Genomic DNA, 24338 nt, shown 5'->3' with positions numbered 1-24338 from the left:
TATATTCGGAAAAGGGTTCGATTGGGACGCCTGATATGCTATAATATTGAGTCAGCAGTGTGATTAATTATAAAGGACGGTAATCAACCAAATGATAAGTACTAGTGGTGTAACGCTCCGCTATGGAAAACGGGCACTTTTTGAAGATGTAAATATAAAGTTCACAGCCGGCAACTGTTACGGTTTGATCGGTGCCAATGGAGCGGGCAAATCGACGTTCCTGAAAATTTTATCCGGCGAAATTGAGGCCAACAGCGGCGAGGTGTTTATGACGCCTGGCGAACGTATGGCTGTGCTGAAGCAGAACCATTACGAATATGATGATTTTCCAGTGCTGGAAACGGTGATTATGGGCCACGAGCGTTTGTACAGCGTCATGAAAGAGAAGGATGCCTTATACGCCAAACCGGACTTCTCCGAAGAAGACGGCATGCGCGCCGGCGAGCTGGAAGGCGAATTTGCGGAAATGGACGGCTGGAATGCCGAATCAGACGCCGCTTCCCTCTTGATCGGTCTTGGAATTCCGCGTGATCTGCACGACAAGCAAATGCGTGAACTGAGCGGCAATGAGAAGGTCCGCGTCCTGCTCGCCCAGGCTCTGTTCGGCAATCCGAACAACCTGCTGCTTGACGAACCTACGAACCATCTGGACATGGAATCCATCGCTTGGCTGGAGAACTTCCTGATGGACTACGAAGGCACTGTTATCGTCGTATCTCACGACCGTCACTTCCTGAACAAAGTTTGTACGCATATTGCGGACATCGACTTCGGCAAAATCCAGCTGTATGTCGGCAACTACGACTTCTGGTACGAGTCCAGCCAGCTGGCTTTGAAGCTTGCCCGTGAATCAAACAAGAAAAAAGAAGAGAAAATCAAAGAGCTGCAGACCTTTATCCAACGCTTCTCCGCCAACGCTTCGAAATCGAAGCAGGCGACATCCCGGAAGAAGCAGCTCGACAAAATTACGCTGGAGGACATCCGTCCTTCTAACCGTAAATATCCGTTCCTGCACTTTAAGGCCGAACGTGAAGCGGGCAAACAGCTTCTGACGATTGAAGGTTTAACGAAGAGCCTTGAAGGGGAACAAGTGCTGAACAACGTGAACATTGTAGTGAACAAAGGCGACAAGATTGCTTTTGTTGGTCCCAACGGCTTTGCCAAGACAACCCTTTATCAAGTGATTATGGGCGAGCTTGAGCCGGACGCGGGAACTTACAGCTGGGGCGTTACAACTTCCCAGGCTTATTTCCCGAAAGACAACTCCGCTTACTTCGACGGCGTCGATCTGAACCTTGTCGAGTGGCTTCGCCAATATTCCAACGACCAGGATGAAACGTTCCTGCGTGGTTTCCTGGGCCGCATGCTGTTCGCAGGCGAAGAAGCCCTGAAGAAAGCCAGCGTCTTGTCCGGGGGCGAGAAGGTCCGCTGCATGCTGGCCAAAATGATGCTGAACGGCGCCAACGTGCTGATCTTCGACGAACCTACCAACCACCTGGATCTCGAATCCATCACGGCGTTGAACAACGGTTTGATCGATTTTGACGGCACGATTCTGTTCACGTCCCATGACCATCAGTTCGTGCAGACCGTCGCTAACCGTATCATCGAAATTACGCCGAACGGCGTGATTGACCGCGTCATGAGCTATGATGAATACCTCGAAAGCGAAGAGATCCAGAACCTGCGCAAGCAGCTGTATCCGGCCGAGATGTTCGAGGCTTAAAAAAAATAGCAAACAAACGGGAAGCAGCCAGAACTCGGCCTGCTTCCCGTTTGTTTTAAATCGTCTGCTAATGCCGCGAGGCTTCCCCCGGTTATCACTTCAATATAATTCCGGCGACAACAGCGATATGACTTGAAGTCATATGACACGCCGTTCTGTCTCCCTTTTAACAACAAGCAGGCCCCCCGGGGCCTGCTTGTTTGTTCTCTCTTATGATCCGCCCGTACGCCGCCGCTGGTTGTTCGGCTTTTTGTTATTTTGACTGCGCAAGGTTTTGGTCGTTTGGTTTCCAGGTGCCGAACCGGATTTGCCGCCGGAAGCCTGCTGCTGTTTCTTCTGCTGCAGCTTTTGGCGGATTGCTTCGGCGAGGTCGATTTTTTTAGGCTGCTGGTTCTGCTGCTCATTTTCGCTCATGTCTTTCATCTCCTTCAGTTCGAGGGCTGTCCTTATTTTATACGTTTTTAAATCGGGGAACAACAGCCACTTCCCAATTCAGAAGCCCCTTGTCTTAGGCCGGGTTGGGGAATCCTTCCAACATTCAGATCAAGATTCGGCAAAAGGCTTCGCTCTCGGCAGCGCGGGGTCTCTTTTTCTTCAAGTTTATGGGAAAGTTGGAGTGAGGCAACTTTGGTAATTATAGACTATGCAGGGAAAAACGTCATTTTTAGCGACTTAAGGATTACAAAAATGTCATTTTTATATGGTACTAAAGTAGTAGATCAAATAGAATTGCTCATTTGGCCTCATATGCCCGGGGAAAGGGGAGTCGTTATAATGGTGGACAAGCGGAAGGGGGGACAGGCAAAACCAAGCTGACGGCCATGAAGGTCAAACAGGATACTGGACTGGAACAAACCACCGAACATGACAAACCACCATATAGAACAACACCAGAAACGGGAGGCAACTATAGATGGGGAAAACAACAAAATGGACAGCAGCAGCTTTACTTGGTGCAGCGGTGTTGACAGGATGGCCGGCTTTACCGGCGGCTACCACCCATGCGGCATCGGTACAAAGCCAGACTTATACAGGTACTGTAATCAAAAGCGTGAACTTGCGGACGGCACCTTCTACCTCTGGAAGGGTCATAACTTTGCTGAAAGCAGGGGAGAAGCTGAGCAGCGTGACGGAGAGCAACAGCTACTGGTACAAGGTTACGACATCTTCCGGTTTAACGGGATATGCCAGCTCTTCGTCTGAGTACATACAGGTTACGCCAGTCAGCGGAAGCGCCCCTTCAAGCTCGGCTAAAACCGGAGAAATCGTGTATGGAGTGAATATGCGGACAGAACCTTCCACGTCAGGCCGGGTGATCCGCATGCTCAAGAAAGGCGAAACCGTGCAGATTCTGGACTCAAACGGTTACTGGTATAAAGTGCTTACATCCGGCGGAGAGAACGGGTATATCAGTTCTTCTTCCCGATATGTTGAAGTAGCTGAAGACAGCAGCAATGGCTCCGGCAGCGGTTCTGGCGGGAATAACAGCGGAAATAACAGCAGCAATAACGGAAGCAGCTCTACCCGCGACCAGCTGATTCAGAAAGTATTTGAAGTGGGCAGAAGTTATTTGGGCACGCCGTATGAATACGGGTCGGACCGCAATACAACCACAACCTTCGACTGCTCGGACTTCACCAGAACAGTCTACCGGGAAGCAACCGGCATCATCCTGCCGGCAGACTCCCGTCAGCAGGGAGACTGGATCAAGAGCAACAGCAAGGCTGTTTATGACATTAACAGTCTGAAGCCTGGCGATCTGATGTTCTTTATGAGTTACAAAGGTTCCACCGATGCGGCTTACAAAGGCATCAACAAATCGGCGGAGCGGATTACCCATGTCGCCATTTATATGGGCAACGGACAAATCATGCAGACGTATTCCGTCAAATCCGGCGGTGTAAGAATTGATAATTTGACCGCCTCCTGGACAAGAAGATTCCTTTTTGGCGGAAGTGTTTTGTAATTCTCTTAACGAGCCTAAAGGACCAGAGGTTGCATGCTGGAGCCGGATGGGTAATTTTCACAGGAAAACAGGTAAAAAACGGATAATCCCCATGGGGACTATCCGTTTTTTTTGGCTTATGTCTGCCCGGCTTGTGGCTGGCAAGCGGGCTGCAAATCCGTTCGAACTGGCGGTTCGCCTATGTCGTTTAGCTTATGTTATTATGGATAAGCAATGTAGCCGGGCGCATAAACCCAGGCTTTGCCGAGCCAAGTGTAAATTTCTACCCAGTCACCGACTATGTTGCCGGTAGGAGTTACGGTTTGTGGGGCAAGCGCACTCTGGGCTTTGCCTTGCGGCATGTCGTAGAAGTAGGTCACTTCATTTAAAGTGAGTGGGGCTGGAGCAATGGTGATCAGCTCCGGTACAATGATCGGTTCGGCCACGGTTCCATCGTATGTAGTTCCATCTGGTGAAGTTGTGGAAACCACTTGGCCGGTGACAACAGTGCTAGTGCTAGAGCTATCCGACGTGTCGGTCGAAGTCGTGTCTGCAGGAGCTGCAGAAGCAGCTGTTGCCAATGCTGCGCTTAAAGCAAAGGAAGCCGTGAGTGCTGCGATTTTTTTCATAAAATAGTTCCTCCTCTATTTGATTTAAGTTTGCGTCTCTCGCAATATTTAAATAACCATGAAGATAGGACTAGAATCACAAGCTGCACAAAAAAATAAGCAGGGAGTTAACGCTTTCATTTAATCTGCTGGCAAGGAGGGTGTAACCCATCAAGAAAAAATGGATATGGGGAATTCCCCTGACGATTCTGCTTATACTCGTTATTGCTGTTGTAGGAATTATCCTGTATATTCGACCAACTCATCAGCTGGATTTAAGTTATAAGGAAGTGGATTGGAAGACCAAACTGCTTACGATGGTTGAAACGCGGGAGACCGTTCTGACGCTGAATGAGGAGGAAATCAACGACCTAGCGAAAAAAGGGATCTCGGAAAGAACCGCCGCCACCGGATTGTCCTACGAAATTAAAGGTTTGGATATCCGTTTGAACGGCAATGACATGACTGCAGATGCTATTGTAAAATGGGGGGCCTTGCGTGCGGAAGCAGCCGTTGTTTATCATCTGTCCTTTGCTGAAGGGAAGCTGCTTCTAAAGCCCCAGTCGGTTGATGTGCGGGGCAGCTCTTTATCGCCTTCCCTGCTCAAGCTAAAGACGATTGAGATAGACCCGGGGCAGTATTTGCCTGAAGTCATTCAAATTACAGATCTGTCTTTTGAGAACCGTGAACTGAAGATCAAGTTTGCGGTCAACTGGCTGCAATTGCCGGGTCTGCTCCGTTAACAGCTCGGACTATTCAGCCTAAGCCAGAAAGCAAATAGAGGATCAGGCAGAACCAGGAATGATCACAAAAAAAGGCAGGCTCCGAGGATTAAGAAATCTTCAGAGCCTGCCTTTTTGTATGCAGAGATTTATTGGGAACGGAAAGACTGCTACATCGTGTTTCTGCCGCGTCCCGTGAACAGGGTGATGATAAAGAGCACAATAAAGATAAAGAACAATACTTTGGCAACTGCCGCTGCCGCGGCCACGATATTAAAGAATCCAAAAATGCCCGCAATAACAGCTACTACCAGAAAAATTAGCGACCATTTCAACATGAAAACCAACCTTCTTTCATAAGTAAGTGGTGAAGCGATTAAAATCGTCAGCATCCGGCTTTCTTCCCTCAACGGTCAGCCGGTTCTGTCAACCTGAGTCGGTTGTATGCTCCATTAACCTGATGAAATTGGCTTGAATCAAGAGGCCAAAGACATGTTTTAACCCTGTCTGCAGGCTTTGTTTCGGAAAAATTGGGTTAGGGTAACTAAACACTGACCCCAACACCACAGAAAGCGAGGGAACGCTATGTCACTGATCTGGCAGCTCAGCGTAGCACTGATCGCGCTGGCATTTACAGGGCTTGTTATTTATTTGATCAAAACGCTGAAGGCGGCGGAGAAGTCGCTTGACAAAACGTCGCAAACCCTTCAGGAAGTTCAGAAAACGATTGACGAGCTTGGTTATGAAGTCAAACATGTGCTCCGGCATGCAAACGGCATAACGGAGGATGTGCAGCAGAAGATGAAACAAATCGACCCCGTACTGGATACGGTTAAAAATGTAGGCGAAGTTCTGAGTGAGGTTTCGCTCGCTGCAAAACAGGTTTCGACCACGCTCATTGAGCGGTTCAAGAAGACAGCAGAGCAGCCATCACGAACGGAATCCGCAGCGGCCCAGGCTGCTGTTCAAAGCTCAACGGACCGGACCATTGATTCCTATGCGTCCACCCATCCGAAGAAAAACCAGGGCAGTTGGATGAAATGGGTAGATGTTGCAGCTGGTTTATGGCAGAAATACCGCTCTTAAGGAGCTAAGGAAGGATGAGGACCATGCTGAGTTTGTGGATCTTGCTGCTGGGACTTACGGCTTCGACAGGTCAACCGGACGTTTCTGTCACTCCTGCGGCTGCAGGGCTATATGCCGGATTTGCCGGACTGGGCAGTCAGCAAACGGCTCTATGGACCCAGCCGTCCAGGACTCAGGCATTGGATTCGTATAGCCGCAAGCCGGAGAAGCTCCGGCTTGAATCCTTTCAAACCCTGAACGGTGTCTCCCTGGACTGGAGCCGCGAACAGCTGCTGCAGGCTAAAGGGAGTCCGGACAAAATTGTGAAGGATGAAATTACGGGGTATACGGAATACCGCTACCCGGATGTAACGGCGGGGCTGTATGAGGATGCCGTTTATTACGTGCATGTGGATGCGATTCGGCAGGGGATCCGAGTGAACGGGCAGTTTATTTCATTAAAAAATAACGGGATGAATCCTTATTTTGGAGAACCGGATTACCGGGCCGAAGACGGCGACGTCTACATCCGCCAGCCGAATGCAGTTAAGATTTACAGGGGTGAGACAGGTCTCCCGGCGGCAGTGGATTTATTTAACGAGTTTACCTCTTGAGCCCTAGATCTAAAAAAATGAAAAGGAAGATAGAATCGGTGTTTCAAACCGGAAGCGAGCTGTTTAAATATAGGAAGGGAAGCTCGTTGACCAATGATCCAGTCGATCCTGTTTAATAGAATACGGAGAGGATGAGTATCATGAGTTCAATCAATGCTAAATCCTACGCCAAGGTAGTTCAGAATGGTGTTCAAGCTGTACAAGAAGTAGAAGAACTTCGTCGGACAGGCTATAGTGACAATCAGATTTTTGTGCTGGCCCATGATGAGGACCGGACAGACCGAATCGCTGATACGGCGGCTGCTTCGGAGATCGGCGTGAAAGAAGAAGGAATGATGAATTCGGTAGCGAACCTGTTCCGTTCCCGCGGCGATGAGCTTCGTGCGAAGATCACTTCTTTGGGATTCACCGAAGACGAGGCGGACTTCTATGAGAAAGAACTGGATATGGGCAAGGTATTGGTCATTGCCAAGCAGAACCCTTAAACGGTGGATGCGGTCCAGTTTCATAAATGGCAAAACATAGATAAGGAATGGGAGGCTAAACTTCCCATTCCTTATCTATGTTTTGGATATATTTTGAACAATGTTACATTTTAGGATATATTTCGGAATAATTTTAGCGGGAGAATAAGCGATGATGTTATATTAAATATAATGTTTTTGAAATGAAACCCCTGAATATTACTTTCCGATCAACTAAAGGAGAGGTATATGAGAATATTAATTGTAGACGACAACCCTACTAATCTCATTATTATTCGTGAGATCCTCAAGAAAGAGAATTACCGCAACGTGACTTCCGTTTCCTCTGCACGCGATATGCTCCAGGAGCTGGGGGTGGGCGAGCAGTCATCGGTTCACAAACATGCGGCTTCCCAAATAGATTTGATTCTGCTGGATATGATGATGCCGGAGATGGACGGGATCGAAGCCTGCCGGATCGTGCAGCAGTATGAACATTTGAAGGACATTCCGATCATTATGGTAACCGCTGTAGGCGATTCCAAGAAGCTGGCCGAGGCGCTTGACGCCGGGGCGGTTGACTATGTGACCAAACCGATCAACAAAGTGGAATTGATGGCCCGCATCCGTCTGGCCCTCCGGCTCAAGCAGGAGAAGGATTGGCACAAGGAGAGGGATCAGCGGATTCAAGAGGAATTAAAACTTGCGGCGCTTGTTCAGAATGCCGTATTGAGTCTTCCGCTGGATGAAGAAACGTTTGGCGTAGAAGCTTTGTACAAACCTTCGTTTGAGTTGGCCGGAGATCTTTATGCCTGGTATCCGCTCGGTGAAGACCGGTACGGGATTATTTTGCTGGATATGATGGGGCATGGCATTTCCTCTTCTTTGTTCTGCATGTTTATCGCTTCGGTGCTTAAAGATACGGTCAACACCTATGTCGATCCCGAGAAGGTTATTCAGGAGCTAAACCGCCGGTTCAGCCAGCTGCATATTGAGAAAAGTTTGGTGCAGTACTATTTCACCGCTATCTATATGGTGGTTGACACCAAATTCAAGCGTATTGATTATGTGAATGCCGGACATCCGCCAGGGCTTTTCTACCGGGAGGATGGAACGGTAGAGCAGCTGACAACGGTATGCCCGCCGGTTGGCTTGTTCGATAAGATCGAGGTAACGCCGCGTACCTTATCTTACAGCGGGGAGGGCCATATTGTCCTGTACACGGACGGGCTGCTGGAAGCGGTTGAAGGAGATCAGGAGGCCCAGCTTCATTATTTGACCGAGCAGCTGCAGGGGGGACACGCGATGGAGAAAGAGAAGATCAAACGATTATTTTTTGACGATGAGCTGAAGCAGGAGAGAGAAGATGACAAGTGCCTGGTTTGGGTATCGCTAAAAAAAGGGGAGTCAGTCGATGAAGATTAGAACCAAGCTGGTGATCGGCTTCAGTTTACTGATGGCTATTCTGCTTGTGCTTACTTTTGTCAGCTATGACCGAATGAACTACATGAACGATAGGCTGGATAAAGTTTATCAGGATCGGTATTTGAAAGTGCGGTACACGGGGAATATCCGGTTGCCGGTTAACGAGATTACCAAAGATATGCTTAATCTGCTGATCGATCCGAACACGTCAGTGAGCGAAACCAGAACGGAGATTGACCGCCAATTTGAAACGGCGGTTCAGAGTTACAAGCTGCTTCAACAGACGCAGCTGGATGCCAACGAGCAGTCGATCATCCAGAACATTATAGCCGATTGGACTGCTTACTCCGATTTTATCGACAAGCAGTTTGCATTAGTGGGCAAAGGAGATATTGAGGGGGCGAGGGCCAACAAAAACACGGTTGGCACTGCCCTGCAGAACAGTCTGCTGCAAAATCTGGCCTCCTTATCAACCTACCAGGACTCGAGGATCGATGAGGAAATTAAAGCCGCCAATGCAGCATACACCCAGTCGCTGCAGATGTCGATCGGGATCATGACTGCCGGACTTCTGCTGGCGCTTGGCATTATTTTATGGGTGCTGCCAAGTATAACAAAAGGTTTGAATACCGTTTCGATGATGATTAACAGCTTTGGCAAAGGCAAATATAAAGCGATTCGCAGGATGAGAGTTACCTCAACCGATGAGATCGGCAACGTTGCGAGAGTATTTCAGCAGATGTCCGAGGATTTGGATGCCAAACAGGAGCTTGAACGCAATTATACGCAGTCCCAGAAAGATCAGGCCTGGATCAGCTCCAATCTGGCGCGGATCACCGATTTGTTTCACGGGATTAGTTCCATGGAACAAGTGTCTCAAATGTTTATTAGTGAATTTACGCCGCTTCTTGGCGGCAAATTCGGAGCCATTTATATCCGGGATGAAAATAATCCCGATGAAATTTTTCTGGGCGGCTCTTATGGAATGGATGAAGATTCGCGTCCCCGCAAGTCCTTTAAGGTTGGGGAAGGACTGGTCGGACAAAGTGCCGCAGACAAGAAACCAATATTATTGGAACAGGTTCCGGAAGGTTACGTCTCCATCCGTTCTGCATCGGGGGAAAGCGAACCTCGTATGGTTATGATCCAGCCTATTTTGTTTGAAGATGAGCTGCTTGGCGTAGTGGAGATTGCCAGCCTGGACAAATTCACGGCCCTGCAAGAACAGCTTCTTACCGAATTGGTGAACCATCTGGGTATTATTCTCAACAACATCGCAGGCCGCATGCGGATTGAAGAATTGCTCCGTGAATCGCAGGCGCTTACCGAAGAGCTTCAGGTTCAATCGGAAGAACTGCAAAGCCAGCAGGAGGAGCTCCGCCGCTCGAACGAAAATCTCGAGAAGCAGGCGACGGCTCTCAAACGCTCCGAAGACCAGCTGCAGCGGCAGCAGGAAGAGCTGGAGCACTACAACACCGAGCTTGTGGCCAAGACACGGGCTTTGGAAGAACAGGTGCAGGAAGTCGAAGAGAAGAACCAGGAGATCGAGAAAACCAAAAATCAGCTGGAACAGCAAGCTATGCAGCTGACTATGACAAGCAAATACAAGTCGGAATTCCTGGCGAATATGTCGCATGAGCTGCGGACACCGCTGAACAGCCTGTTGATTCTGTCCCAGCTCCTGTCGGAGAACAAGGAACGCAATCTGACCGACAAGCAGATTGAATATGCGCAGACGATTTATATGTCTGGTTCCGATCTGCTCAAGATGATCGATGAAATTCTTGATCTGTCCAAAGTGGATGCAGGCAAAATGGAGATTAACCGTGAAGTTATCAATCTGCAGGAGCTTGAGAAGTTTGTAGAGCAGAATTTTGGACCTGTAGCTCAAAAGAAACAAGTAGCCTTGAATATCAACATTGATCCGGAAGTGCCTGAACATGTCCTGACAGATGGGCACAGGCTTAAGCAAATCGTACGCAACCTGCTGTCCAATGCCTTTAAGTTCACCCAGGCAGGTTCGGTTACTTTCTCGATTACGGAAGCCGATCCGCAGGAGCTTCCGGCTTATATCGACTCGTCTGCTGAATATTTAGCTATTTCGGTTCAGGATACGGGAATCGGCATTCCGCAGGATAAAACCGATTTGATCTTTGAGGCCTTCCAGCAGGTAGATGGTACGACAAGCCGCCAATACGGCGGAACCGGTCTCGGGCTGTCTATCAGCCGGGGACTGGCTTCTTTGCTGGGCGGGGGAATCGGCCTCAAGACGCAGGTAGGAGAGGGAAGCACCTTTACGCTTTACCTGCCTAAGTCAGCGGGCGATCGGAAGAGCTATCAAAGCGCCAGCTCGGAAGCAGCGGCAGCTGCAGAGGAACCAAAGAATCTGCTTGTGCCGAGCACGACAGTGCCTGCAAAAGCAAAAGCGGTATCCGTGCCCGCAGTGCAGTTGATCGAAGATGACCGCGAGAATATCGGTAATAAAGATCGGGTGCTTCTGGTCATTGAGGATGACGTCAACTTTGCGAAAATCCTGCTCGATATGGCCAGAAACTACGGGTACAAAGTGTTGACTGCCATGCAGGGCGATATCGGGCTGTATATGGCTCGCAGCTACCTGCCTGATGCCATCATCCTCGACATCCAGCTTCCGGTTATGGACGGATGGTCCATTCTGAATGAACTGAAGGGCAGCGCTGAAACACGACATATCCCTGTTCATGTCATTTCCGTGGTGGACGATGTGAAGCAGGGGCTTATGATGGGGGCGATCGCGTTCCTGAAGAAACCTTCGAGCCGCGAAGATTTGGAAGGCGCATTCTCTCATATTGAGTCCTATATGGAGAAAAGCTTGAAGCATCTCCTTGTGGTCGAGGATGATCGGACGCAGCGGCAGGCCATCATTGAATTGATCGGTCATGACGATGTGGTGATCAAAGCGGTATCGACTGGCCGTGAAGCTCTGGAGGAGCTTCGCACACAGCATTTTGACTGTATGGTGCTCGATTTGATGCTGACCGACATGACCGGATTTGATTTGCTTGACCAGATCCGGGACGATGAACATCTGAACGATTTGCCGATCATTATTTATACAGGCAAAGAGCTGGACAAGCAGGAGGAGACCAAACTCCGCAAATATGCGGAATCCATCATTATCAAGGATGTTAAATCGCCGGAACGCCTGCTGGATGAAACGACCTTGTTCCTGCACCGGGTCGAAGCGGACCTGCCGGAAGAGAAACGCCGCATCCTGCGGAAGCTGCATAATAAGGAAACGTTATTTGAAGGGAAAAAGATTCTGCTCGTCGACGACGACGTACGCAATGTGTTTGCTTTATCCAGTGTGCTTGAAGGCTACCGGATGGAGGTCGTCTTTGCGGAGAACGGCCGCGAGGCCATCGAGCTGCTGGAGCAGCACCGGGATTTCGATCTGGTCCTGATGGATATGATGATGCCGGAAATGGACGGATACGAAGCGATGCGGAGAATCCGGGCGATGAAAGAATTCGAGAAACTGCCGATTATTGCGCTGACAGCTAAAGCGATGAAGGAAGACCGCGTCAAATGTATCGAAGCCGGTGCTTCGGATTATATGAAGAAACCGATTCAAACGGATCAGCTGCTTTCGCTCATGCGGGTTTGGCTGTATTCGTAAAACGCGGATCCGGGTAATGAATCATAAAGAATGCGGCAGGAATAAGTTTAGTGGAATTGAGGTAAGGGGAATGACATCCAGGGATATCTATAACGAAGACACGGAATTTGACTTTTCTTCCTCTGCGGAGAAAGACGAACGGGAAATCATCGAAATCGAACTGCTGCTGGAGGGAGTCCACAGGATGTACGGCTATGATTTCCGCAACTATGCGATTCCCTCCCTGAAGCGGAGGATTTGGCATTCGGTGCACAGCGAGAATCTCAGAACCATTTCGGGGCTGCAGGAGAAGGTCCTGCATAATCGGGATACTTTTGATAGACTGGTGCATAACCTTTCTATTCCGGTAACGGAGATGTTCCGGGACCCTAGTTTGTTTAAAGCTTTTCGTGAAAAGGTTGTGCCCATCCTGAGGACCTATCCTTATATCCGGATTTGGCACGCAGGATGCTCGACTGGCGAAGAAGTGTATTCGATGGCCATCCTGCTGCAGGAGGAAGGGCTGTATGATAAGGCGAGAATCTACGCCACCGATATGAACGCCCGTTCTTTGGAACAAGCCAAGGAGGGGATTTACGGAATACAAAAAATGAAGCTGTATACAAAAAATTATATTGAGTCTGGAGGCACACGCTCCTTCTCTGAATATTATACGGCTAAATATAATTCCGTTATTTTCCACCCTTATCTCCGGAAAAATATGATCTTTGCCGAACACAATCTGGCTACAGACCGTTCTTTTAATGAATTTAACGTCATCTTTTGCCGGAATGTGATGATTTATTTTAACGAGACGCTTAGAAACAGAGTTCATGAGCTGTTCTACGAAAGCTTAAGCCATTTTGGCGTCCTGGTGCTTGGCTCCAAGGAATCGATCCATTTCACGGATTATTCTCATTGCTTTGAGCCGCTGGACCGGATGGAGAAGATTTACCGTAAAATTAAATGAGCAAGAGCCAGCGGGGGATGCGCGGCTTTGGTTAGGAGGAACTCATGGGGGTAGAAGAACCGATACACATATTGCTGGTCGATGATCGTCCCGAGAATTTGCTTGCCCTGGAGGCGGTGCTGGAGAGCGAGGAATACAATCTCGTTAAAGCTACCTCCGGGGAGGAGGCGCTTCGGTGCCTGCTGAAGGACGAGTTTGCGGTGATCGTTCTGGATGTTCAGATGCCGGGAATGGACGGTATTGAAACGGCCAAGCTGATTAAAGCCAGGGATAAAACCAAGGATATTCCGATTATCTTTATTTCGGCGAACAGCAAGCAGGCCGAGCATCTATTTGCCGGTTATTCCGCCGGAGCTATCGACTACATGGTCAAACCGTTCATCCCGCAGATTTTGAAATCGAAAATCGACGGTTTTGTCAGCATGTTCAAAACTAACCAGAAACTGAAAACGCAAACGATGCTGCTCCACCAGAAAACCAAAGAGCTGGAGCAGATCAATCGTGAGTTGATCGAAGCCAAGGAAGCGGCGGAAATTGCCGCCAAAGCCAAAACGGAATTCCTGGCAATGATGAGCCATGAAATCCGTACCCCTATGAATGGCGTGATCGGCATGATTGATTTGCTGATGGAGACGGATTTGAAAGAGGAGCAGAAGGAATATACCGAAATTATCCGGAAGAGCGCGGATACGCTCATTTCGGTTATCAATGATATATTGGACTTCACCAAAATGGAGTCTGGCAAAATGGAACTGGAAGAAAGTCCGTTTGAGCTGCGTTCGGGCCTGCAGGAGGTCTTTAACCTGTTCTCGGTAGAAGCGGCGCGCAAGCAGCTGGAATTGGCTTATTTTATAGATGAAAATATTCCGTGCGTCCTTTATGGCGATATGGGCCGGCTCAGACAAGTGCTGATTAATTTGATTTCCAATGCGGTGAAGTTCACCGACCAGGGCGGGATCTATGTTGTGGTGCTTCCTAAGGAAGAGAACGACGACGAAATCACCTTGGAATTTACGGTTAAGGATACGGGAATTGGCATCGCTGAGGAGAAGCGGGAGCGTCTGTTCCAGCCGTTCTCCCAGCTTGATTCCTCGATGACGCGGAAATATGGGGGAACAGGTCTGGGGCTCGCCATCTGCCGTACCCTGGTTCAGATGATGGGCGGAGACATTGTGGCGGAAACTACGGAGGACCGCGGGGCCACCTTCTCATTCAGTATCGTAACCCGGAAATGTGAAGAAGCAATCGAGATCAGCCAGTTTGAGACGGAGACGAAAGAGAAGCGGCGTTCAGGGAAAGTCAAAGAACGAGCATTGATTGTGGACGACCATCCGATCAATCAGAAGCTGATGAGCAGTATGCTTGCGAAGCTGGGTTATGAGACGGATATTGCAGAGAACGGGCAGGAAGCCGTTCACATGGCTGCAAGCCGGCAGTATGGTTATATCTTTATGGATCTGCAGATGCCGGTTATGGATGGACTGGAGGCCACCAAGCTGATCCGGACCGGCGAGAACGGAGGCAGACCTCCTTATATTTTTGCTATGACGGCAAACGTCATGGAAGGCATTAAAGGGCGCTGCTTTGAGGCGGGGATGGATGATTATATCAGCAAGCCGGTTAATTTGGGGGCGATCAAACATATTTTAACTCAATACGAGGCCGGGTCCCGCGTGTCTTCCTACGGAAGACAGAAAAGACCGCTGGAACTAAATGGATGATCATGTTATGTTTCATAGAGGGTGGCATAAGGGTAAAGGATAACGAAACCAACATTCGGGAGAGATTGTCTATGAATACAAATAAAAGCGAGAAGTTTTCGGTTACAACGCAAACGGACAAGGGAGCTTGCACGGTTTTTTTACAAGGTGAACTGGATTTGTCGGTTGCTCCCGATTTTCGTCAGGTGATGGAGCCGCTGGTTGAGAACAGCGAACAGGATCTTATTCTTAACCTGAGAGAGCTCAAATACATCGATAGTACGGGAATCGGAATTCTGCTTTCTATTCTTAAAGTAAGACACGGGATGAATGCCCAGTTTTATGTCCGTGAAGTGCCGGCCCAGATACAAAAACTTTTTGATATGACAGGAATCGCGAAGTTCTTTGCCTCTCAAGAGAATTCCCAATAAGGAAAGGATCGAAGAAAGTATGAAAGATGAAGTTCAACAAGTACAGTTAACTTTGCCGGCTACTGCGGATTATGTGGATATTGTAAGGTTAAATCTCTACGGGATCGCTTCCAAAATGGGATTCTCCTATGAAGATATTGAAGATATGAAAGTAGCCGTCTCTGAAGCATGCAATAATTCGGTGCTGTACGCTTACAATCATGAAGACGGGATCGTTGAGGTTATTTTCGAGGTCCGGCCCGGCGAGCTTGTCATAACGGTCAAGGATAACGGGGAAAGCTTTGAATCCTATAAAGGCGACGTATCAGCAACCCTTCATGACAAGGAACTGGGTGAGGCGCAAATCGGGGGACTTGGTTTCTACTTAATGCAAGCGCTGATGGACGATGTCAGCGTGGTAAATGAAGCAGGAAAGGGGACAAAAGTGGTCTTGACCCGCAAACTCACCCGAAGTGAGGAGAGAGTATGACGGACAAGCTGACTCCCCCCGAAGCCCTGAATGAATCAACGGGATTGATATGGGAATACCAGCAGACCAAAGATAATGAAATTGCTACGGTTCTGATTCAGAAATACGAGCCTATGGTTAAAATGGCTGCTGGCAAAATTGCCCGCAATCGTCCGGATTTATATGAGGATTTATATCAGGTTGGCCAAATGGCCCTGATTCGCCTGCTTCAACAGTATGATATTGGGCTGGGCATCCCGTTTGAGCCTTATGCGATGAAGAGCATGATCGGGCATATGAAGAACTTCCTGCGGGACAAGTCCTGGTACATACAGGTTCCGCGCCGCATCAAAGAAAAGGGCGCTTTAGTCCAGCAGGCCATCGACGAGCTGACGGTCAAGCTGGAGCGTTCTCCCGACGTGAAGGAAATTGCCGAATTTCTGGAGCTGTCTGTGGAGGAGACGGTTGAAGTGCTGGCCGGACGCGAATGTTATCATTATGTATCCCTTGATTCGCCGCTTTCTCAGGATGAAAGCGCAGCGACGCTTGGAGAATTGATCAGTCATGACGCCAATGATTATGACACGGTCGAGAAAAGAATGGATCTCCAGCAGGCAATGAGTCAGCTGAAGGAGCAGGAACAAAAAGTGCTTCTGCTTGCTTTCCAGGAAGGACAGTCTCAAAGAGCGATCGCCCAGAAGCTGGGGGTTTCGCAGATGAGCGTCTCACGCATCCAGAAGAGAGCGACCGAGAAACTCAAACAAATCATGTCCAACTCAGGTATGTGATGAGCATGGGACAGTCGAATAGTACAAAATCCTGAAAGACACGTCATGATGCAACCATCATGGACGTGTCTTTTTGGAAATCTGGACTACAGGAGAATGACGGGATGAAGGAAGAAGGGCTGGGCGGAGAGCGCATTTGGCCAATGGAGCAAGGCTGGACCTGGACCGATCTGCAGATTGAGGATTGGGACAGCCCTTCGGTCAAACGTTTGATCTTGAAGAAGCCGGTCGTCGAGGAATGGATTAAAAGTATACCGGAGACCAACACCAATTATTTATCTGTTCGGTTTGCCGAGGATCAGGAGCCGCTTATTTTTGGGGCCATGCCTTATTCCGTCAAAAAGGAGATCGACTCCGAAACGGAGTGCGAGCGATTTCACTTTTTTGTCAGCCGGACTGAACTGGTAACTATTAATCTGGATGACCATACCCGGTTTGTCATGAATTCGAGAGAGCGGGTGAACCTGCTTGCTGGCTGCAAATGGCCGATTGACGGCATGTTTGTGCTGGGCCGAACCATTCTTCATTATTTCCATGAAGGCATGGACCAATTTGAAATCAATTTGCGCAAGGTTGAAGAAACGATGAGGCAGCGGAATGAGAAAAACATTATGGACCGGATTTTAAATGCCAGATTTGAGCTGCTTTATTGGAGCAATTTGTTTATTCCTTACCTGGAATTAATTACGGCTGCTCGTGAAGCCTATCTGGATGAACTGGATCAAAGTGTTTATTTCCAGCGGTTCTACTACCGGGCGGACCGGATGGAAACCTTGTTCAGTCATTATGAGAAGGAGATCGATACCTTGATTATGATTGACGATGCTGTGTCTGCGTTTCGGGGCAACGATATTATGAAGACCTTGACCATCATTACCGCGATCTTTACGCCAGCTATGGTGGTCGGTGCGATATGGGGAATGAACTTTGATTATCTGCCTTGGATTCACACGGGAACCTGGGGGTTTATAGCGATTATGCTGATGGTCTTGCTCTCCACCGGCGGCCTATATGCCTGGATGTGGATGAAGGGCTGGACAGGCGATCTGCTTAGGGTAAGGCGAAAGAACTCCAATTTATAAAAAATCATAAGCCTAAGCCGGCCGGCTTAGGCTTGTGCAGGTCTGATGACCGTAATTTCAGTATAGCCTCGGTTCGACCCGCAGGACTGCTTCAAACCGGAAGATAACCTCAGTCCCGCTGCTGCTTATTGCTCGGGATCAGGCACCATGCCATGTTTCTCGTCTTCGCTGTTCGTCCGCATTTCATCCATATCTTCGCCGAGCTGCTTCAAATCCTCCATATCATTCACCATAGACCCGTTCTGGGCCTTGCCGATATCTTTATGAGGGGGATACTCGCCTTCTCGGGCTTCTTCGATCTGCTTCTCTACATATTGCTGCTGTTCGCCTTCGGGATTGACATGTGGCATGCCAAACGCCTCCTCTTTAGATAAATAGGCCATTTTCACAAATGTGCCCCTACTTACTATTGCTGCTTATAGGAATCAATATACTGCTGCAGCTGTCCAATATATTCACCTACCAGCGGAAGATCAACAAACAGACTGATTAGCCAGCCGAGAAGCGCAAGCACGACGGCTGTTCCTAAAGTCAGACCCAGGCCGCGCGACAGGCCGGCCGTGAAATTGGAGATCAGACGTTTCTTAGGATTGGTGTAATTCTCGATCATGTCGAGAAAATCGGATTTCTCAAGTGCGGTGGCAATATCATCGAGGCGAGTATTCAGGCGTTTAACTTCATGCCTGAGCTCGAACGGATGATCTTTGGTATCGTAAATTTTAGCCATAAGTCTCCCTCGCTTTCACACAAGCAATACTTCCGGCAGGACAGAAATAGCCAGCCGTTTAGGACAGCTGGCTTATTTCTTAAGGGACGGGATATGACGGATTAGAGCGTTGTACCGGATTGTGTTTTGTTGGAAACGTCCCTGGCCGCCTCCTTTGAGGTTTCCTTCACGTCTTTTGCGGCCTCAGCCGTTTTGTCCGTAACATTCTTGGCCATATCGGCTTCCGCATCCATCACATCCGAAGCCCCTTTCTTGGCTTCTTCGGCCACGGTTGCCGAAGCTTCTTTGACTGTGCTTGCAACCGAGCTTGCACCGCTGCTGATGGTTTGGGCCAGAGAACCGGCTTTATCGGTGACATTTTGATAAAGAGAGGAAGCCTTTTCCCCGACAGTGCCGCACAATTCCTTCGATTTATCGGCTGCAGTGCTCATTTTATCTGCCAGATCGCTGCGCAGCTCACGTCCAGGCTTTGGAGCAAAGAGAAGCGCTGCCGCCGCTCCCACCATTGCGCCGATAATGGCGCCTTTGACAAATTTGGAACTAGTTTGGACCGCTTGTTCTTTCTCTTCTTGACTCATATTGGATCACTCCTTATCAAAATTTATTTTACAAGGTCCGGGCAAGCAGCCTGGAGGCAGCGGTCAGAATGAACACCGCCAAGGCGGCGCCCACAATGGCCGGAATGACAGCAAATCCGTCAACAACCGGGCCCAGATTCCCGAATAACCAGGAACCGAGCCAGGCTCCGGCTAGTCCAGCGATGATCGCAGCTGTTGCACTGCCGCGAATCTCGCTTTCGGTCAGCGCGTCACCTATTAGTCCAATCAGGACGGCAATCAGGATGCTGATCGGAATTGCCCACAACGTAAGTCCTCCTTGCTGCGGCCTGTCCTAGTCTTACTGTGATTTCAACCCGTGCTTACTTCGTATATAAACGTGATGAAGAACCGTGAAACAAAGCAAACCCTGCGGAAGCGAAAAGAAGAATGCTGTAGAAACCAACAGGAATTTGCCGCCGCCGGAATGATTAGAGAAAAAAGCCGAAGGGTATTAAATAGACAATTAAAGCAGGAAATTTTATATGGAAAAGAAAAATCCGCGGAGGAGAGTTGGCCATGATTAAAAAACAAACATCAGAAGAACGTCATACATCCGATCTGGGATCGATCCAAAGTGAATACAGCTTTTCATTCTCCGAATACGAGGATGCGGGAAATGAGCATTTCGGCTGCCTGCTGGTGCACAACGACTGCACCTTGATGCCTGAACATTTTGGAAAAGACTGGCCCAATCACGATTTGGAAATCGTTACGATGGTCATCGAAGGAAAGGTCCGCTATACGGACAGCTTGGGTCCTGCCGAGGATCTTCCGAAGGGCGCCATTCATGTGCTTACTGCCGGGACCGGGGTTACCCACTCGGAATCCAATCCTTCAGAGCGGGAACAGGCCCGTTACCTGCAGTTCTGGTTTCTTCCGGTCAAGCAGGGGCTTAAGTCGCGCCGTCAAAGCTTGACGATCCGGAAGGAGCAGCGCTTTAACCAGTTGTTCCCGGTGGTTTCGGGCAGGGGAGAAGATCCATATTCGCTTCCGATCGCACAGGATTTAACACTGTATACCTCAGTTTTGGAAACTTCCCGGGAGCTGGAGATTTCAGCGCGCGACCGCAGGATCTATATTTTTGTAGTGTCGGGAAATCTGAAGGTAGAATGCGGAGAAGAGATTCTGGAACTGGCGGAGGGCGACTCAGCCAAAATTCACGAGCCGCTGCCGATTAAGCTTACGGGAACAGCCAGCGAAGGATTAACGGAACTGCTTGTCGTGGATATGCCTTGATTATGATTATTGGGCAAGCGCGGGAACACAAAAGGATACAAGGAGAGAAAGTAAAAGCTGCCTCTGCATTCAGGGATCTTCGAGTTCAACGATCGCAACCTTCGTGTGAACCGAATTCCTAGAGCGAGACAGCTTTTTTACTTTTTTTATAGGTAATTTCTATTGGGACCGATAATTAGCGGCTGGTGGCGGTTTTATTTGCTGCGAAGCTGTCCCAGCTCGGAAGCGAGCGCTTCAACCTCGGAAATGCTGAGCCGTTCCTTGCTCATCACGATTTCATACACCTCTTGAATATCCTCGTACCGGTCAACGGAGAAGGCGGATGCCTGCATTGCGGCGCCGGTAGCCATTCTTAGTTTGTTTTTAATAGCCTCAATCATATATTCCACGTTTTCCTGTGTTCTCTGACTCAAATCCATAAGGCACATCCTTTCCCAGCTCGGGTAATCTTCCCGTATTGTACCACGCCGTGTGCAGGGATTCACGTTTTTTGCCTGTATTTTGTACTCTTGCGGGAATTGGGGTACAATCGGTTCAATAAGAGTTAAGGAGTATTCAGTATGTCGATAAACCGCTTTGCGGGCGTTCAGGGACCCGACTTGGAGGCTGGAGCGAGGGTCAAGATGGATGCAGGAGAGCTAAGGGGCTTTTTCCGTGAGATAGCCGCAGAACATCCGCTAAGCGACCTGCAATTTATCTGCATTGGTACGGACAGATCGTCCGGAGATGCCTTGGGGCCTTTGACCGGCAGCAGGCTTCGGGCTTATGGAATAGAAGCTGTTATAGGAACTATGCCGGATCCCTGTGATGCGGAGACGCTTCGTGTTAAGCTTGAACAGCTGCCGGAAGGGAAAATACGTATTGTTATTGATGCCTGTCTTGGCGCCGATTCGAACGTTGGTTTCTATCTGGCCGCGCGTGCCCCGCTAAAGCCAGCAGAATCGGTAGGTTTACGGCTGCCGCCGATAGGGGATTACAGCATAGCTGCTGTTGTCAACCGAAGGAGTCCCAAACCTTATCACACGCTTCAAACCACTTCTCTGCATCTTGTAATGCAGATGGCAGAGGAAATTGCGGCCGCTGCTGCGGCTGCTTTCGGACGGATTTGAGCAGGCCCGTTTCAGACACCAAGCAATTGGCTTAATAGTAGGTAATGTTTGAAATATTTTGATTTATAGAAGAAAGAAGGTTGGAATCATGGAGAAATTATCGGTTAACGGCTTGAATATAGCTTATGAGGATCGCGGAGAAGGAGAAGTTATTGTTCTGCTTCACGGCTTCTGCGGCAGTGCGGGGTATTGGGATGCCCTTGTTCCGGAGCTGAGCAAACAATATCGTTGTCTGGTGCCTGACCTGCGCGGCCATGGTTCCAGCGATGCGCCTCTCGGCTCTTACACGATTGAGCAAATGGCCGAAGATGTAAAAGGGCTTCTGGAGAAGCTGGAGATCAGCTCCTGCACGATGCTGGGGCATTCGATGGGCGGTTATGTCACTTTGGCTTTTGCCCAGCATTATCCTGCTTATTTGAAAGGGTTTGGCCTTATTCACTCTACGGCTTATGCCGACAGCGAGGAAGCGAAGGAGAAACGGCTGAAGGCAGCGGCTGCTGTTCAGTCGGGGATTACGGGTTTCATTGATGGGCTTGTACCGGGGTTGTTTGCCCCGGACCATGTGGACACGATGGCAGATGCCGTGAACGCCGTCCGCGAAATCGGCTACCGCACACCTCCACAGGGAGCGGCAGGAGCAGCGCTGGCTATGCGCGAGCGTGTGGACCGCAGAGATGTGTTGTCCTCTACCATGCTGCCGGTGCTGCTTGTTGCCGGTGAGAAGGATCAGGTCGTTCCGATCGAACGGACCTTTACGGCCGATGGGGCCAATATCACGAAGTCGGTGCTGAAAGGGGCCGGCCATATGAGCATGTATGAAACGCCGGAACAGCTGTTGGCGGTTATCTCGGACTTCGCGCGCAGCATCTATGAAACCGACAAGGCTGGACTCTGAGACTGAACTCTAATACTGAACGAATGCTGAATGCCAAGCCGAATGATGGGACTTTCGATTATGCGGCTAGAACCGGCTAACGGCTTCCTATGCACAGGCTTCTCTCGGGAGAAGCCTGTTTTTTATGCGCGGCGACTAGAGGGCTGGGAGGCTTGTACCGGAGTCTTCACTTGCATGATGGCAAAGCCCGCCTAAATGACTTACAATTTGTGTACAACCCTTTGGATTGCAGAATCCGATCTTCAACCCATTTTAGAATGAAACGGCGGGAGGCCATAACATGCTTAGAAGAGATTATTTGGTCCGCATGATCGAAGATATGACCGAAGCTGTGGGCGCCATATTCGGTTTGAAGCAGCAGAAGAAACACACGGAAGCCTTATGGGAGGTGGATGACTTGTTCAAGAGGCATTTTCGCCTGAACAGTCAGCTGCTGAATTCCTTATCCGTCAAAGATATTATTGATATGTTCCGGCTTGGCGATAAAGTGGAGGCGGACAAGCTGCAAAGCATGGCCAGGCTGATGAAGGAAGAAGGCCTGATTTACCTGGAATTGAACAACAGCGATGAAGGCTTGAAGCGCCTGATGAAAGCCCTCCACCTGTTTATCTATTCGGTCTTTCATGGAGCGGACAAGGAGCTGTGGAGCGTGGATAAAGAGGTAAGCGGGGTACTGGAGGCCATCAAAGGTTACCGGCTTCCCGTGGAAACCGAGAAGCTGCTGTTTCGTTACGAGGAGCAGGAGCAGCGTTTTGACAAAGCGGAGGATTGCTTGTTCCGGCTCCGCAAAGACGGGGAGATTGGCAGAGAGGAAGCAGCTGCTTTCTACGAGAGATTGCTCAAGCTTGATGACGAAACGCTGGAACAGGGCGGACTGCCGAGAGAGGAAGTGCTCGAAGGGCTGGAGCTCGTGACTGGGGACAAAGAGACCTCTAACGGTTAGCAGTGACAGTAATCAATGACAGTTAGCAATGAAAGTTAGCGGTTAGAGGAGAAAGTTGTGAAACCGGAGGAGGAAGCCAGATGGAATTATATATCGTGGATGCCTTTAGCTCGCGTCCGTTCGGCGGCAATCCAGCTGCCGTCTGCATTTGCGAACAGCCGCTGGAGACGGCGATGATGCAGCAGATCGCCAGGGAGATGAACCTGTCGGAGACCGCTTTTTTAACCAAGGTGGAGGACGGTTATCGGCTGCGCTGGTTTACACCGGCTGCGGAGGTGAAGCTTTGTGGCCACGCCACGCTGGCAAGCGCTCATATTTTATGGGAAACGGGGCGGCTTGGCGCCGGAGAAGAAGCACGTTTCCTTACACTCAGCGGTCTGCTGACTGCACGCAGGCGGGGCCGTCTGATTGAGCTCAATTTCCCTGCACACCGTCCGGTGGAAGAAAGCAGGCCGGAGATGAAGCAGCAGCTGGCAGCTGCGCTCGGAATCAACGCGGACAGGCTGCAGGCTCTTTACCGCTATGGAGAAGACCTGCTGGCCGTATTGGATTCAGAGCAAACCGTACGTGGGCTGGAGCCGGACTTTCACGCACTGCTCGGCGTCGAAACCCGAGGAATTGCTGTTACTGCGGCAGGGGAAGGACGGGAGGGCAAGACTAACACCGACAGCTTGGGCAACGCCGGAGATACGCCTGCGTTAGACGATGCTATATCCGCAAAGGATACAAATGAGCTAAAGACCGGAAAAGTTATCCCTGCTGCTGATGCGGTTAAAGGGTCTAAGGCTGCTAATACGGGAAAAGCTGTAGATATTGCGAATGGCTCAATTAATGAAAATAATGCCGATCCTGCCGCTATCTCCGGGAACTCAGGGAATTCTGCGGCTCCTTCAAGCGCTGCCGTTTATGACTGCGTGTCCCGTTTCTTCTGCCCGGCTGTCGGCGTACAGGAAGATCCCGTCACCGGCTCGGCGCATTGCGGGATTGCCCCTTACTGGTCTACAAAACTTGGAAAAAGTAAACTTAAAGCCTTCCAGGCTTCCGCGCGGGGCGGAGAGCTGGAGCTTGAGGTCGATGGAGACCGAGTGAAGATAGCCGGGCCGGCGGTCACCGTGCTGCGCGGCAAGCTGGACGACACTTGCTTAACGGCTTACTAACTTTTTAGATTTAGAACCCGGGATTAAATTGAAGATGGAAAGAAAGG

The 24338-nt window shown here is 49.6% G+C and carries 27 protein-coding genes; 19 read left to right on the top strand and 8 right to left on the bottom strand.

What is annotated here, in order from left to right; translation table 11 throughout:
- Positions 1–91 precede the first annotated feature (91 nt).
- On the top strand, positions 92–1726 hold the full coding sequence (locus AWM70_RS15580; RefSeq protein WP_068697923.1) for an ABC-F family ATP-binding cassette domain-containing protein: 1635 nt from the start codon (positions 92–94) through the stop codon (positions 1724–1726).
- Between the two features lie 210 nt (positions 1727–1936).
- On the opposite strand, the gene AWM70_RS15575 is transcribed toward AWM70_RS15580, so the two are convergent.
- Positions 1937–2140: a hypothetical protein gene (locus AWM70_RS15575; protein WP_068697921.1), complete on the bottom strand. Its 204-nt coding sequence runs from the start codon at positions 2138–2140 to the stop codon at positions 1937–1939.
- Between the two features lie 499 nt (positions 2141–2639).
- On the opposite strand from AWM70_RS15575, the gene AWM70_RS15565 reads away from it, so the two are divergent.
- A complete protein-coding gene (locus AWM70_RS15565; protein WP_068697917.1) occupies positions 2640–3692 on the top strand; it encodes a C40 family peptidase in 1053 nt (350 codons plus the stop codon).
- 200 nt (positions 3693–3892) lie between these two features.
- Here the strand turns inward: AWM70_RS15565 and AWM70_RS15560 are convergent, their stop codons facing one another.
- Positions 3893–4300: a hypothetical protein gene (locus AWM70_RS15560; protein ID WP_068697915.1), complete on the bottom strand. Its 408-nt coding sequence runs from the start codon at positions 4298–4300 to the stop codon at positions 3893–3895.
- Between the two features lie 269 nt (positions 4301–4569).
- On the opposite strand from AWM70_RS15560, the gene AWM70_RS15555 reads away from it, so the two are divergent.
- Positions 4570–5022, top strand: coding sequence for a hypothetical protein (locus AWM70_RS15555; RefSeq protein ID WP_151208766.1), 453 nt, complete (start codon positions 4570–4572; stop codon positions 5020–5022).
- 149 nt (positions 5023–5171) lie between these two features.
- Here AWM70_RS15555 and AWM70_RS22895 read toward each other — a convergent pair whose 3' ends face one another.
- The gene (locus AWM70_RS22895) at positions 5172–5339 is read right to left on the bottom strand and encodes a DUF1328 domain-containing protein (protein ID WP_083180342.1); all 168 of its coding nucleotides are present in this window, start codon (positions 5337–5339) and stop codon (positions 5172–5174) included.
- Positions 5340–5592: 253 nt separating this feature from the next.
- On the opposite strand from AWM70_RS22895, the gene AWM70_RS15550 reads away from it, so the two are divergent.
- The 11 genes from AWM70_RS15550 (at position 5593) to AWM70_RS15500 (ending at position 17625) form a co-directional block, all read left to right on the top strand.
- Entirely contained in the window at positions 5593–6087 is a 495-nt protein-coding gene (locus AWM70_RS15550; protein ID WP_068700740.1) for a DUF948 domain-containing protein, read from the top strand.
- A 14-nt stretch (positions 6088–6101) separates the two neighbouring features.
- Positions 6102–6680, top strand: coding sequence for a hypothetical protein (locus tag AWM70_RS15545; protein ID WP_169823458.1), 579 nt, complete (start codon positions 6102–6104; stop codon positions 6678–6680).
- 140 nt (positions 6681–6820) lie between these two features.
- A complete protein-coding gene (locus tag AWM70_RS15540; protein WP_068697909.1) occupies positions 6821–7165 on the top strand; it encodes a YflT domain-containing protein in 345 nt (114 codons plus the stop codon).
- Between the two features lie 228 nt (positions 7166–7393).
- Positions 7394–8569, top strand: coding sequence for a PP2C family protein-serine/threonine phosphatase (locus AWM70_RS15535; RefSeq protein ID WP_068697907.1), 1176 nt, complete (start codon positions 7394–7396; stop codon positions 8567–8569).
- Complete coding sequence (locus tag AWM70_RS15530) at positions 8559–12227, top strand: response regulator (protein WP_068697905.1); 3669 nt, start codon at positions 8559–8561, stop codon at positions 12225–12227. Before AWM70_RS15535 ends, AWM70_RS15530 begins: the two co-directional genes overlap by 11 nt.
- Before the next feature lie 70 nt (positions 12228–12297).
- Positions 12298–13176, top strand: coding sequence for a CheR family methyltransferase (locus tag AWM70_RS15525; protein WP_068697903.1), 879 nt, complete (start codon positions 12298–12300; stop codon positions 13174–13176).
- A gap of 44 nt (positions 13177–13220) precedes the next feature.
- Entirely contained in the window at positions 13221–14897 is a 1677-nt protein-coding gene (locus AWM70_RS15520; protein ID WP_068697901.1) for a response regulator, read from the top strand.
- A gap of 71 nt (positions 14898–14968) precedes the next feature.
- The gene (locus AWM70_RS15515; RefSeq protein WP_068697900.1) at positions 14969–15307 is read left to right on the top strand and encodes an STAS domain-containing protein; all 339 of its coding nucleotides are present in this window, start codon (positions 14969–14971) and stop codon (positions 15305–15307) included.
- A 19-nt stretch (positions 15308–15326) separates the two neighbouring features.
- The gene (gene rsbW, locus AWM70_RS15510) at positions 15327–15776 is read left to right on the top strand and encodes an anti-sigma B factor RsbW (protein ID WP_068697897.1); all 450 of its coding nucleotides are present in this window, start codon (positions 15327–15329) and stop codon (positions 15774–15776) included.
- Entirely contained in the window at positions 15773–16543 is a 771-nt protein-coding gene (locus AWM70_RS15505) for a sigma-70 family RNA polymerase sigma factor (protein ID WP_068697895.1), read from the top strand. Before rsbW ends, AWM70_RS15505 begins: the two co-directional genes overlap by 4 nt.
- Positions 16544–16647: 104 nt before the next feature.
- A complete protein-coding gene (locus tag AWM70_RS15500) occupies positions 16648–17625 on the top strand; it encodes a magnesium transporter CorA family protein (protein WP_068697892.1) in 978 nt (325 codons plus the stop codon).
- A 125-nt stretch (positions 17626–17750) separates the two neighbouring features.
- On the opposite strand, the gene AWM70_RS15495 is transcribed toward AWM70_RS15500, so the two are convergent.
- The 4 genes from AWM70_RS15495 to AWM70_RS15480 form a co-directional block, all read right to left on the bottom strand.
- On the bottom strand, positions 17751–17975 hold the full coding sequence (locus tag AWM70_RS15495) for a hypothetical protein (RefSeq protein WP_068697890.1): 225 nt from the start codon (positions 17973–17975) through the stop codon (positions 17751–17753).
- Between the two features lie 56 nt (positions 17976–18031).
- Positions 18032–18352, bottom strand: a complete 321-nt coding sequence (locus AWM70_RS15490) for a DUF5665 domain-containing protein (RefSeq protein ID WP_068697888.1) — start codon at positions 18350–18352, stop codon at positions 18032–18034.
- A 101-nt stretch (positions 18353–18453) separates the two neighbouring features.
- Positions 18454–18930, bottom strand: a complete 477-nt coding sequence (locus tag AWM70_RS15485; RefSeq protein ID WP_068697886.1) for a YtxH domain-containing protein — start codon at positions 18928–18930, stop codon at positions 18454–18456.
- 28 nt (positions 18931–18958) lie between these two features.
- A complete protein-coding gene (locus AWM70_RS15480) occupies positions 18959–19216 on the bottom strand; it encodes a GlsB/YeaQ/YmgE family stress response membrane protein (RefSeq protein WP_068697884.1) in 258 nt (85 codons plus the stop codon).
- Between the two features lie 251 nt (positions 19217–19467).
- On the opposite strand from AWM70_RS15480, the gene AWM70_RS15475 reads away from it, so the two are divergent.
- A complete protein-coding gene (locus tag AWM70_RS15475; protein WP_068697882.1) occupies positions 19468–20187 on the top strand; it encodes a pirin family protein in 720 nt (239 codons plus the stop codon).
- Positions 20188–20381: 194 nt separating this feature from the next.
- On the opposite strand, the gene AWM70_RS15470 is transcribed toward AWM70_RS15475, so the two are convergent.
- Positions 20382–20606, bottom strand: a complete 225-nt coding sequence (locus AWM70_RS15470) for a DUF1128 domain-containing protein (protein WP_068697880.1) — start codon at positions 20604–20606, stop codon at positions 20382–20384.
- Between the two features lie 141 nt (positions 20607–20747).
- On the opposite strand from AWM70_RS15470, the gene yyaC reads away from it, so the two are divergent.
- The 4 genes from yyaC (at position 20748) to AWM70_RS23945 (ending at position 24291) form a co-directional block, all read left to right on the top strand.
- Positions 20748–21296 carry a spore protease YyaC gene (yyaC, locus tag AWM70_RS15465; RefSeq protein WP_206093362.1) on the top strand — a complete coding sequence of 183 codons (549 nt, stop codon included), beginning with the start codon at positions 20748–20750 and terminating at the stop codon, positions 21294–21296.
- A gap of 88 nt (positions 21297–21384) precedes the next feature.
- Positions 21385–22191 carry an alpha/beta fold hydrolase gene (locus AWM70_RS15460; protein ID WP_068697878.1) on the top strand — a complete coding sequence of 269 codons (807 nt, stop codon included), beginning with the start codon at positions 21385–21387 and terminating at the stop codon, positions 22189–22191.
- 280 nt (positions 22192–22471) lie between these two features.
- The gene (locus tag AWM70_RS15455) at positions 22472–23134 is read left to right on the top strand and encodes a DUF6483 family protein (protein ID WP_068697875.1); all 663 of its coding nucleotides are present in this window, start codon (positions 22472–22474) and stop codon (positions 23132–23134) included.
- An 80-nt stretch (positions 23135–23214) separates the two neighbouring features.
- The gene (locus tag AWM70_RS23945; RefSeq protein ID WP_068697874.1) at positions 23215–24291 is read left to right on the top strand and encodes a PhzF family phenazine biosynthesis protein; all 1077 of its coding nucleotides are present in this window, start codon (positions 23215–23217) and stop codon (positions 24289–24291) included.
- Positions 24292–24338 lie beyond the last annotated feature (47 nt).

Source organism: Paenibacillus yonginensis (genome assembly GCF_001685395.1).
Classification (GTDB): Bacteria; Bacillota; Bacilli; order Paenibacillales; family Paenibacillaceae; genus Fontibacillus; species Fontibacillus yonginensis.
Note: the sequence above shows the minus strand (reverse complement) of the source record. Positions and strands in the feature narration are given on the sequence as shown.